Below are 12,508 nucleotides of genomic sequence, written 5' to 3'. Positions count from 1 at the left end.
ATCAGTCTTTGAACCGTTGTAGCAGAAACATGGGTCTCTAAAGCGATGTTTTTGACAGATCGAGCTTCAGAAGCGTTTACGAGAACAGCCGCTTTGATAAAGTTTGAAATGAAGCAGTTCTCCTGTACGATGGGTGTTGAAGCAGTAAACGTTCTCTGACAGTTCTTACATTTGAACCGCTGTTTCTTCACATTAAGGTAAGTTGGAGTGACACCTGTTGTTGGGAAAGTAACGCTGGAAGTCTGAGATCCGTTTTTATAAATAGAATAGTTCTGATTGGGTTCTCCACAATGTTTACATGCCGTAGGCATGTAAGAGAGCGTACAGTAGATAAATTTACAGTAATGATTTTTAAAGAGTGCATAAGAAACGCAATCTTCCTCAAATAAGAGATTTTTGTCTTGAATATCGAGTACTTTTTGCATATCATTTGATGTAGGCAAGTGAGTTCCCCCTATGGATGTTTGGTTTTAGGAGACTATCATTCTACAGGAGAACTCACTTGTTTTCTAATTTAAGATAGAAAAAAGACGCTAGTGATTTCTCACCAACGTCATATATTATAGAACCGATGAAAAAGGACATGCCCGTCTATGAGGGCATGTCCTTTTTATGTTCGTTTTATTTACTTACCAATGAAAGCTTGTCTATAAACTTCAGCAAGTTCTTTTACTAATGGTAGTTTTGGATTAGCTGTTGTACATTGATCTTCAAAAGCACGATCAGCTAATTCATCTACTTGTGCTTCGAATTCTTTTTTATCAACACCGTTTTCTTTGATACTCATTGGTATATTAAGCTTTTTAGCTAATTCGTAGATGGCATTAACTAAACTTGCAACACCTTCTTCAGTAGTAGAAGCCGGTAATCCAAGTGCTTTAGCAATTTCAGCATAACGAACATCCGCAATAAAGTTTTCATATTTAGGGAAAGAAACAAACTTAGTTGGTTTCTTAGCATTGTAGCGAATCACATGTGGCATCAAGATAGCATTCGCTCTACCGTGTGCGATATGGAATTTGGCACCTAATTTGTGTGCTAAACTATGATTGATTCCTAAGAAAGCATTCGCAAAAGCCATTCCCGCAATTGTAGAAGCATTATGCATTTTTTCTCTCGCTAATTCATCGTCACCATTCTCATAAGCTTTTGGTAGGTATTCAAAAACAAGTTGGATCGCTTTAATGGCAAGCCCATCAGTATAATCGTTGGCCATGTTAGAAACATACGCTTCGATAGCGTGTGTCAATACATCCATACCCGTATCTGCAGTGACTACTTTTGGTACACTCATAACGAACTGAGGATCAATAATCGCAACATCTGGCGTTAATTCATAATCAGCCAATGGATATTTGATGTTATTTTCATTGTCAGTGATAACAGCAAATGAAGTTACCTCAGATCCAGTACCCGAAGTAGTAGGGATCGCTACGAATTTTGCTTTTTCGCCAAGTTTTGGATATTTATAAACACGTTTTCTGATATCCAAGAATTTTTGTTTCAGTCCATGGAAATCTGTATCTGGATGCTCATAGAATAGCCACATGCCTTTAGCTGCATCCATTGGAGAACCACCACCTAAAGAGATGACAACATCTGGTTGGAATTCTCTCATTGCTTGTGCGCCACGAAGAACTGTTTCTTTAGAAGGATCCGGTTCAACATCTGAGAAAATTTCACAATGAACGTAATCTGTACGATTTCTCAAGTGATATAATACTTTATCCACGTAACCTAATTTGACCATCATTGGATCTGTTACGATAAAGGCTCTTTTAATATCTGGCATTTTTGCAAGATATTGAACAGAATTTTTTTCGAAATAAATTTTTGGTGGTAGTTTGAACCATTGCATATTATTATTTCTAGTTGCACGTTTTTTGACATTGATCAAATGCATCGTTCCAACATTAGTAGAGACCGAGTTCCCACCGTAAGAACCACAACCGAGTGTTAGTGAGGGTAGGTAAGCATTGTAAATATCTCCAATCGCACCTTGAGAAGAGGGTGCATTAACAATGATACGACCAGCTTTCATGCGTTTTTCAAATTGTTGCATAACAGATTCATCTAGTGAGTGTAAAACAGCTGAATGGCCAAGCCCACCGTAAGCTAACATTTCTTCTGCTCTAGTTAAACCTTCTTCTGTACTGTTTACCTTATAACCAGCAAGTACAGGACTTAGTTTTTCTCTAGAAAGTGGGTAGTCAACGCCGACACCTTTGAGTTCTGCAATCAGTATTTTCGTTTGTTCAGGAACTGTTATACCTGCTGATTTTGCAATTTCGTAAGCTGGTTTACCTACGACTGCTGCGTTTAATCCACCATTTTCAGTAATCATATATGATTCTAGTTTCTTTCTCTCATCTTCAGATAGGAAGTAACAGCTGTGTTCAGTCATTAATGTTTTAACTTGGTTATAAATTTCTTTATCAATGATGACTGCTTGTTCTGAAGCACAGATCATACCGTTATCGAAAGTCTTAGACATAATAAGGTCATTTACTGAACGTTTGATATTTGCTGATTTTTCAATATAACAAGGAACATTACCAGCGCCAACACCTAGTGCAGGTTTTCCAGAACTGTAAGCAGATTTAACCATACCAGGTCCTCCAGTAGCGAGAATAGTTGCAACGCCAGGGTGATTCATCAAAGTCTGAGTTGCTTCAACAGAAGGTGTAGAAATCCATTGAATACAATGTTCAGGTGCGCCTGCTTTAACAGCTGCATCATAAACTGTTTTAGCCGCAGCTACACTAGATCTTTGCGCTGAAGGATGGAAAGCGAAGATGATCGGATTCCCTGTTTTGATCGAAATCAATGACTTAAACATTGTAGTAGAAGTCGGATTCGTGACGGGAGTTACACCTGCGATAACACCAATCGGTTCAGCGGTTGATACAGTTCCTTCGTGTTTATTCTCCTCAATAACACCGACTGTACGATTGTTTTTAATACTATGGTAAACATATTCAGTTGCAAAAAGATTTTTTATAATTTTATCTTCATAAACACCACGTTGTGTTTCTTCAACAGCTAATTTAGCAAGTAACATATGATTATCAAGACCTGCAAGGGCCATTTGTTTAACTATCTCATTAATTTGATCTTGGTTTAGTAAAGACAAAGACTGAAGTGCTTTTTTTCCGTTTTCTACTAATGTATCGATTGTATTTTCGACTGTTTGTGTTTCTTTTTCTGTACGTTTGACAGTTGCTGATTGTGCCATAAATAATCCCTCCATCAATATATGTGAATAACTGAGCAAGTTATTCTAAAAATAATCGCTATATATCACTTTTAAAAAAATGGTCTTTTTCGTAAGCATATACAACGTTTTTTGATTACAAGATGACTATAGCATATTGAGAATAGAAAAGTATAGTTAAATTGTGTCATTTTTGTGAAATTATTCACTATTGCATTTTATGAAACGCTCTCATTTTTACTATAATACTGTTTAAGCTCAATGATTCACTTGAAGAGCTTGTGTATATGTGATATATTGAACTTGAAAAGAATAGAATACAAAGGAGAGAATATAATGGAAAAACAACAAGCAAGTCTAGAAAATTCAGGAGCGTTATGGGAAGGCTTTAAAGGAGCAGATTGGAAGGACAAAATTGATGTACGATCTTTTATTCAAGCAAATTATCTTCCTTATGATGGGAACGAAGAGTTTTTAGAAGATCCTACAGATCGAACATTGGAGTTGTGGGATCAAGTGATGGATCTCAACAAACAAGAGCGAGAAGCAGGTGGTATGTTAGATATGGATACTTCCGTAGTATCTACTATTACTTCTCATGGTCCTGGATATCTTGAAAAGGAAAAGGAGCAAATTGTTGGCTTCCAAACTGAAAAGCCTTTCAAACGTTCTTTGCAGCCTTTTGGTGGTATTCGAATGATGGAGCAAGCAGCAGAATCTTACGGATTCGAAGTAGATCCGATGCTTTCTCACGTATTTAGAGATTGGACAAAAACGCATAACCAAGGCGTATTTGATGCTTATACGCCTGAAATCAGAAATGCGAGAAGAACTGGTGTAATCACTGGGCTTCCGGATGCTTACGGAAGAGGACGTATTATTGGTGATTATAGACGTGTATCTTTATATGGTGTAGATCGTTTGATTAAAGAAAAGCAAAAAGATCTATTAAATTGCGGTAATGGCATGATGAGCGAGAAAGTTATTCGCCAACGTGAAGAATTAAGCGATCAAATTAGAGCGTTGAATGAATTAAAAGAATTAGGTAATATCTATGGATTTGATATATCTAAACCTGCGAAAGATGCCCGTGAAGCTTTCCAATGGTTATACTTGGGCTATCTTGCTGCGATTAAAGAACAAAATGGTGCAGCGATGTCTTTAGGAAGAACATCTACATTCTTAGATATTTATATTGAAAGAGATTTGAAAGCAGGCGTGTTAACAGAAAAAGAAGTGCAAGAACTGGTTGACCATTTTGTTATGAAATTGAGACTGGTCAAATTTGCTCGAACACCTGAATACAATGAGCTATTTTCCGGAGACCCAACATGGGTTACAGAGTCTATTGGTGGCGTAGGCATTGATGGTCGTCATATGGTAACAAAAAACAGTTACCGTTTCTTGCATACACTGACAAACTTAGGACCTGCACCAGAACCAAACTTAACAGTTTTATGGTCTACTAAATTACCTGCTTCATTTAAAGAGTATTGTGCAAAAGTTTCAATCGAGAGCAGTGCTGTTCAATACGAGAACGATGACATCATGCGTCAAGAGTGGGGCGATGATTATGGTATTGCTTGCTGTGTCTCTGCTATGCCTATCGGTAAACAAATGCAGTTCTTTGGCGCTAGAGCCAATTTAGCAAAAGCTTTACTTTATGCTATCAATGGTGGGGTAGATGAAAAAACAAAAACACAAGTTGGCCCTAAATATCAGCCGATTACAAGTGAATTTTTGGATTACGAAACAGTTCTCGAAAAATATGACGATATGCTTGAGTGGTTATCCGGTATGTATATCAATACATTGAATATCATTCATTACATGCATGATAAATATAGCTATGAGAGAATCGAAATGGCTTTGCATGATACAGATGTTGCGAGAACGATGGCTACTGGTATCGCTGGATTCTCTGTTGCAGTAGACTCACTATCTGCAATCAAGTACGCTAAAGTGAAAACGATCAGAGATGAAAATGGGCTAGTCGTTGACTATGAAATCGATGGGGATTATCCAAAATATGGAAACAATGATGACCGAGTAGATCAAATAGCGATCGAGTTGTTGAAAACATTCATGAGTAAGGTTAAAAAACATCCGACTTATCGTGATGCGAAACATACAACATCCATTTTGACGATTACTTCTAATGTCGTTTATGGTAAGAAAACAGGTAATACACCAGATGGTAGAAGAGCGGGTGTACCATTTGCACCAGGTGCGAATCCATTACACGGAAGAGATATGAATGGAGCGCTAGCTAGTTTGAATTCAGTTGCCAAACTTCCGTACTCTGAATCTCTTGATGGTATTTCTAATACCTTCTCAATCGTACCAAAAGCACTAGGCAAAGATGACCTCACACAAAGAAAAAATCTTGCTATGATGTTAGATGGCTACGTTAAGAAAGGTGGGCATCACTTGAACGTTAATGCATTGAACCGAGAAACATTGGAAAATGCTATGGAACATCCTGAAGAATATCCGCAATTGACCATCAGAGTTTCAGGTTATGCTGTTAACTTCGTGAAATTGACTAGAGAACAACAATTGGATGTTCTAAGTAGAACTTTCCACGAAACAATGTAACCTAATTCAAGGAATTTAATGGAGGAATCGTTATGACAGAACCAGCAATAGGCTACGTACATTCAACAGAAAGCTTTGGATCAGTTGATGGGCCAGGCATTCGTTTCATTATTTTTATGCAGGGTTGTCGTATGCGGTGTGAATTCTGTCATAACCCTGATACTTGGAATATGGGCGGTGGTACACCTTATACCGCTAAAGAAATGATGGAAAAAGCAATAGACTACAAAGAGTACTGGGGAGAAGAAGGTGGGATAACCGTTAGTGGCGGTGAACCGTTGTTGCACATTGACTTTTTGATTGAGTTTTTCAAATTGGCTAAAGCAGAAGGTGTCCATGTTTCCTTAGATACTTGTGGTCAACCCTTCACTTATGACGAACCATTTTTTAGCCGCTTTGAAGAGTTAATGGATTATACAGATCTCGTACTAATGGATGTTAAGCATATTAATAATGATATCCATAAGAAATATACGATGCATTCAAACGAAAGTATTCTAAATATGGCAAGATATTTGTCCGACAGGGGAATACCGATGTGGTTAAGACATGTCCTTGTACCGGAACGTTCTGATTACGATGAATACTTGGAGCAACTTAATCAGTTCATTGAACAACTTGAGAGTGTAGAAAGGGTTGAAGTCCTTCCTTATCACCGACTAGGTGTTTATAAATATAAAGAGTTGGGTATTCCATATAAATTAGAAGAAATCGATCCGCCAACTGCGGAAAGAGTAGCAAATGCCAATCGAATTCTTCAAACGCACAAATATCACTAAACTAGTTAATTTAAGCAGAACCGAGTGACAGATTCCAAGTTAAACCTTGGGGATGTTACGAACGGTTCTGCTTCTTTTATAGTATTGGATTGAATTTTCAAGAAAAATCCTATATTCTTAAAAGTATAAATGATATTAAAGGAGTTTTTTTATGAGTAAAATATTTGTTTTCGGACATAAAAGTCCAGATACAGACGCAATAACTTCAGCAGTAAGTTTCAGTTATCTGCAAAATAAACTAGGTTTGGACACAAAACCTGTAGCGTTGGGTTCGATTACTGATGAGACGGCTTTTGCGTTGGACTATTTCAATGTTGCGCATCCAGAGGTAGTATCGACTGTTTCGGATCAAGTGGAACAAGTGATGTTAGTGGATCACAACGAAGCACAACAAAGTGCGGATGATATTGATAAAGTAGAAGTCTTATCTGTAGTTGATCATCATAGAATCGCGAACTTCCAGACAGCAAACCCACTTTATTACCGTGCCGAACCTGTTGGTTGCACAAATACCATTATCTTTAAGCTATTTAAAGAAAAATCTATTGAAATCCCTAAAGATATTGCGGGCATCATGCTTTCAGCTATTATCTCTGATACGCTACTATTGAAATCTCCAACTTGTACAGAAGAAGATATTGCTGCAGCAGAAGCTTTGGCTGATATCGCTGGAGTAAACATGGGAACATACGGCATTGATTTATTGAAAGCCGGTACAAAGACCACTGATAAATCTGAACAGGAATTACTAGATGCGGATGCAAAAACATTTCCTATGGGAGATAAAAAAGTTCGTGTTGGTCAGGTAAACGTCGTTGATGTTGACGAGATTCTTGAGAGAAAATCAGCGCTTCTTGAAGCAATGAAAATTCAAAGTGATGCGGAAGGCTATGATTTATTCTTACTGTTGGTCACAAATGTTCTTGAAAATGACTCAACAGCTATTCTATACGGACCATACGAGAAAGAAGTTTGTGAAGCGCTTGATACAACTATAGAAGATTCTGTCTTATTCTTAAAAGGAATCGTTTCTCGTAAAAAACAAGTTGTACCTCAATTAACTGTTAAATTTTCTTAAAATTTTATCGAATAAAAAAGGCTTCTAGCAGATTTACTTCTGCTAGAAGCCTTTTTGTGTAAAATCTCAAAAATAATATTGAATAAAACAAACATTGTTCAACAACTAACATAATTTAAGTATGTTTTTTCACATATTTAATGTTGTGCTTAATAGGTGATGGTTAAACGATAAAGGAGGTGGCTAATGTTGAACCGCCTCCTTATCATTAACTCGATAAACGAATTGTCTTTACAGCAAAGGTATTTTGATTTAAACCTGCCATCTGTTCTGAGAAAGCACCAACGCCCTTTTGAGTGAAGTAATCTAAACGGAGTGTATCATTGTAAAGAAAAACTTGATCTCCAATTGAAACCTGCTCGTCTATTTTAACCATCATATGACTCATCATTAGTACTGCGATTGGATAAATCTGATCATTGATCATTACTTCATGTTTAGAACGAGTACGTAAGATACCATTACCATAACCAATGTCACAAATTGCCAGTCGTGTATCTTCTTCAGCAACAAAAGCCGCTGAGTAGCCAGCTGATTCACCTTTTGGAACTGTAACAACATCCTTGACTGTTGCACTCACTTCAATCGTCTGACGAGCAAGGCTCTCCGGAAGCTCGTAATAGGGTCTTGTTCCGTATGCAATGACACCTACACGAATATGTGTATGTTGATCAAAAAGTCCATCTCTTAAAAACGAAGCACTATTTTGTGCATGAATCATCGTCAATGCATCTAAATAAGGAGACAAAACCGAAAGGACATACTGCCAATTCTCTTTTTCAATCGTATAACGGTCATCTTCTAATTCATCTGCAAATGCAAAATGAGTCCAGATACCGGTTATCGTTAAAGCACCCTCATCTAAGACGGCTTTCATTTCTTCAGCAGTATCAAATCCAAAACGGTTCAAAAGGTTTTTGAACACAAGATGGACTTTAATCGTTTCACATTGCTCTTTATACATTTTGTAAAAGGCCATGTTTGGAATCGTTAGCGTAATGTCATGCTTTTTGAGTAAGTCGAATTCAGTTGAAGGATCGAGTAATACAATGACTGTTTCGCTATGTTGCGCTCTTAACCAGATCGCTTCATCAAGATTTGTAGTCGCAAAACTTCTAATACCCGCTTTGTAAAAAGCTTCATAGGCGAGTGACATACCAAAATTATAGGCATTGTTTTTCATGACTACTAGAACATTTTGGTTATCTTGCAAAGAACGTGCTTGCTCATATAATCTTTGTTGGTTCAATGTTAAAGTCGCAGCCATCATTATGCTCCTATATGATTTAGAATTTCTTGAAAGTAACGAACACCGTAAACCAATGCAGATTCATCAAAATTGAATGTAGCCGTATGAAGTCCGCTAGTAAAGCCTTTTCCGTCATTTTTAATACCGAGGAAAGCGAAGTTCGTTTCCGCAACGTTTGCGTAAAATGAAAAGTCTTCTCCAAATAAGTAAGGTTTCCCTTTAATATTAAGTCTTAACCCTGCAGCGCCCGCACTTTTTTCTACTGTCTCCAGTAGGGAAGCCGGATTAATAACGGGTGGGTATCCCTCTGCAATCGATAGGGTAGAAGTAGTGCCGTAAATCTGATCATTACTTTCCAAGATTTTTTGTAGTTGTGCTTTGATGATCTCAAGGTCATTTGGACTATACGTTCGAATCGTTCCTTCAAGGTAACCATTGCTCGCTACAGTATTGATAGCTTCACCAGCATCCATTTTACCGATATGAATGACGTTCTGATTTAAACCGGTTAGATGATATTGCTGAATTTGTGCAATTTGGTTGACCATGTTTGATAAGGCACCCAGCGCATTTGCACCCGTTTCTTTTTCAGCGACATGCGCCGAACGACCTTTGATGCGAATGCGATATTCCGTTGCACTTGCAGTGAGCGGGCCTTCTTTTGTCAGCAAGACACCTTCATCTGTATCGGGACCAAGATGAACACCAAATATGCCTTCAAGAGCATAGTCCTTAAAAGGAAAAGATTTGATTAGTGCATGTGCTCCTGCGTTCGATTCTTCAGAAGGTTGGAAAATCAACAAAACATTATGTGGAAGTAATTGTTGATCTGCCTGGGACTTACACCATTCTGCGAATGTGAGCAAAATAGCTGCATGACCGTCGTGACCACACGCATGCATCGCTAGTGGATGGGTAGACTCAAAAGAGACACCTGTTTCTTCAACAATGGGTAAGGCGTCAATATCTGCCCGGTATCCAACTGTTTTATTTGATTGACCTTCAAAGTAAACAATCGTTGCAGTCTCTAAAGGTGTCATGTAATCAATCGATAGTGCCTCAAGTTGTGAGCGGATGTAAGCAGTCGTTTTGTATTCTTGGAAAGATAGTTCTGGAATCAAATGAAGTGCTCTGCGGTGTTCAGTGACTTTTGTCTCATAATCTATCATGAAAAAACTCCTTTAACGAGTGACTGTGAATAAGCATAAAGCGAAATGCTAACAAAGCATTCCGCTCAGCTATTCATTCAGTTAATTTAAATTTCTAAGTGCGGAAATAATATCGATTTTACCAGCTTCTACATCGCTAGCTTTTTTGATGACTCTAGCTGGAACGCCAGCGACAACCGTATTAGCCGGAACATCTTCTGTAACGATAGCCCCAGCAGCGACAACTGCGCCTTTATGAACGGTTACACCTTCAAGTATAACGGCGTTCGCACCAATCAGCACATCATCTTCAATCACAACAGGTTTCGCGCTAGCAGGTTCAATAACTCCAGACAAAACAGCCCCCGCGCCTACATGCACATTTTTGCCTGTTGTTGCGCGTCCACCTAGAACAGCACCCATATCAATCATCGTTCCTTCACCAACAATCGCACCGATATTGATCACAGCACCCATCATGATGACCGCTTGATCACCAATGACTGCATGTTCTCTAATGAAAGACCCCGGTTCGATTCGTGCATTCACTTCAGTTGCATCTAGTAAAGGAATAGCCGAATTGCGGCGATCTTGTTCCATGACATGATCGATCAATGCTTCTTTATGGTCGATAAAAAATGCTTTCCAGTCTTTCAGATCGGTAAAGATCGTATAACTATTTTCTCCACCAAATACACGGAAGGTATCTGGAAAATCCGATTTTGCTAAAGAAGAATTGACATAAATTTTAACGGGTGTTGTTTTTGTAGCTGTACTAATATATTGGATAATCTCTTGCGCTGAAAAATCATTCATACATTCATTCTCCTAAATTATGATAAGTGTAATAACCTTGAGGTTTGGTTTGTAATGCTTCAGCGACAGTTAAAGCGCCGCTAGCAAAAATGTCTTTTGACTGTGCAGTGTGCTTAATAGAAATCACTTCATCATGACCAGCGTAAATGACTTCATGTTCACCAACGATTGTTCCGCCACGAATAGAAGAGATACCGATGTCCTTTGAATCTCTTTTTTCAGAAACTTCATGACGATCGTATACAGGTGTAGCATTCGGTTTTGCGCTCTCAACGATTGCATCATATAGTTTAACCAGAGTACCACTAGGTGCATCAACTTTTTGGTTATGGTGCTTTTCAATCATTTCAATATCAAACGTTTCAAGTAGTGGTGTAGCATATTTAATGATCTCAGTCAGAATATGCACACCGTAACTCATATTGGCACTGAAAAAGACGGGCTGTGTCTGAGCTTTCTCTTGCATCAACACTGCTAATTGTTCTTTTTCTCCTGTGGTGGCAATGACTAACGGAGCTGAGATATTAGATTCTAGTAAAGCAGTTGTCAACACCGGATGTGAAAAGTCAATCACCACATCTACTGCTGGTAGATTTTCATTAAATCCAGAAAAGACAGGGTAGTGATCTGCTGATGCATCAGGTGTGACAACACCAGCGATTCGGTGGCCTTTTTCTTCTGCTAGTGATGCTACACGCTTATTCATTGCGCCGTAACCGACTAATAAGATATCCATTTATACCGTATCTCCTTTTAAGTGACGGAACACTTCAATAATAGATGCCCGGTCAATTTCTTCTAGCGGCACTAACGGCAACCTTACTGCGTAATCCCCATAGCCTAAGAAATTGGTTAAGACCTTAATCGGGATTGGATTAACATCGATACCAAGTATCTCAACGACTGGATGCAGCTCACGATAAATCAAATTTGCTTTCGCAATATCGATTTTCACTGTCTCAAACATTTCTTGGTATTCTCCGGGTAAAACATTGGCTGCTACCGAGATTAACCCATGTCCGCCCTGAGCGAAGAAGGGAAGGGCAAGATCATCATTTCCGCCATAAAAAGCAAACTCGTCATCTACGATTGCTTGTAAACGGCTAAGATGTGTTAGGTCACCTGTCGCATCCTTTAGGCCAACAATATTTGGATGTTCAGCTAGCACACGTAAGGTTTCCGGTTCAATGGTCATATTTGTACGTGCGGGTACATCATAAAGAATAACTGGAATCTCGACAGCGTCAGCGATTGCTGTAAAATGCGCAATTAATCCACGCTGACTCGTTTTATTGTAGTAAGGGGTGATAATCAGTAAACCATCAACACCCAGTGATTCAGCATGCTTAGACGCTTCGATACTTGCTTGTGTATTGTTTGAGCCAGTTCCCGCGATAACAGGAAGCTGTCCATCAGAAACCTCAAGCGCTACTTTCAGCAAGTTCGTTTTTTCCTCAGAAGAAAGTGTTGAACCTTCTCCGGTCGTGCCATTAATGATGAAACTTTGAATCTGTTGTTCTTTCAAAAAGCTTAAATGATTGCGAAACTGTTCATAGTCAACTTCATGATTAGTGAAGGGGGTGGTTACAGCGGCAGCAATTCCTGTAAATAAATGAGCCATTTGTT

At 38.5% G+C, this 12,508-nt stretch carries 10 protein-coding genes; 3 read left to right on the top strand and 7 right to left on the bottom strand.

All coding sequences use genetic code 11. The annotated features are described in order from the left end of the window. Together J5J05_RS08220 and adhE are read right to left on the bottom strand one after the other, a co-directional pair. Positions 1-443, bottom strand: a 443-nt coding sequence (locus tag J5J05_RS08220; protein ID WP_208560205.1) for a transposase family protein, incomplete at its 3' end; no start/stop codon positions are given. A gap of 182 nt (positions 444-625) precedes the next feature. Next, a complete protein-coding gene (gene adhE / locus J5J05_RS08215) occupies positions 626-3,235 on the bottom strand; it encodes a bifunctional acetaldehyde-CoA/alcohol dehydrogenase (RefSeq protein WP_208560204.1) in 2,610 nt (869 codons plus the stop codon). A gap of 315 nt (positions 3,236-3,550) precedes the next feature. Here adhE and pflB point away from each other — a divergent pair, with 315 nt between their 5' ends. The 3 genes from pflB (at position 3,551) to J5J05_RS08200 (ending at position 7,669) form a co-directional block, all read left to right on the top strand. Beyond that, the gene (pflB, locus tag J5J05_RS08210) at positions 3,551-5,812 is read left to right on the top strand and encodes a formate C-acetyltransferase (protein ID WP_208560203.1); all 2,262 of its coding nucleotides are present in this window, start codon (positions 3,551-3,553) and stop codon (positions 5,810-5,812) included. Between the two features lie 32 nt (positions 5,813-5,844). Then, positions 5,845-6,591 carry a pyruvate formate-lyase-activating protein gene (gene pflA / locus J5J05_RS08205; protein WP_208560202.1) on the top strand — a complete coding sequence of 249 codons (747 nt, stop codon included), beginning with the start codon at positions 5,845-5,847 and terminating at the stop codon, positions 6,589-6,591. A 151-nt stretch (positions 6,592-6,742) separates the two neighbouring features. After that, positions 6,743-7,669: a manganese-dependent inorganic pyrophosphatase gene (locus J5J05_RS08200; protein ID WP_208560201.1), complete on the top strand. Its 927-nt coding sequence runs from the start codon at positions 6,743-6,745 to the stop codon at positions 7,667-7,669. 208 nt (positions 7,670-7,877) lie between these two features. Here J5J05_RS08200 and J5J05_RS08195 read toward each other — a convergent pair whose 3' ends face one another. The 5 genes from J5J05_RS08195 to dapA all read right to left on the bottom strand — a co-directional run bounded on the left by J5J05_RS08195 (position 7,878) and on the right by dapA (position 12,503). Beyond that, positions 7,878-8,936 (bottom strand): alanine racemase, encoded by a 1,059-nt coding sequence (locus tag J5J05_RS08195; RefSeq protein ID WP_208560200.1) that lies wholly within the window; start codon positions 8,934-8,936, stop codon positions 7,878-7,880. Between the two features lie 2 nt (positions 8,937-8,938). Further along, a complete protein-coding gene (locus J5J05_RS08190; RefSeq protein ID WP_208560199.1) occupies positions 8,939-10,087 on the bottom strand; it encodes a M20 metallopeptidase family protein in 1,149 nt (382 codons plus the stop codon). 81 nt (positions 10,088-10,168) lie between these two features. Next, positions 10,169-10,882, bottom strand: coding sequence for a 2,3,4,5-tetrahydropyridine-2,6-dicarboxylate N-acetyltransferase (gene dapD, locus J5J05_RS08185; protein WP_208560198.1), 714 nt, complete (start codon positions 10,880-10,882; stop codon positions 10,169-10,171). 4 nt (positions 10,883-10,886) lie between these two features. Next, positions 10,887-11,618 (bottom strand): 4-hydroxy-tetrahydrodipicolinate reductase, encoded by a 732-nt coding sequence (dapB, locus tag J5J05_RS08180; RefSeq protein WP_208560197.1) that lies wholly within the window; start codon positions 11,616-11,618, stop codon positions 10,887-10,889. After that, positions 11,619-12,503: a 4-hydroxy-tetrahydrodipicolinate synthase gene (gene dapA, locus J5J05_RS08175; protein WP_208560196.1), complete on the bottom strand. Its 885-nt coding sequence runs from the start codon at positions 12,501-12,503 to the stop codon at positions 11,619-11,621. It abuts the gene before it with no gap. Positions 12,504-12,508: the final 5 nt, after the last annotated feature.

This window comes from Marinilactibacillus kalidii, assembly GCF_017599325.1.
Taxonomy (GTDB): domain Bacteria; phylum Bacillota; class Bacilli; order Lactobacillales; family Carnobacteriaceae_A; genus Marinilactibacillus; species Marinilactibacillus kalidii.
Note: the sequence above shows the minus strand (reverse complement) of the source record. Positions and strands in the feature narration are given on the sequence as shown.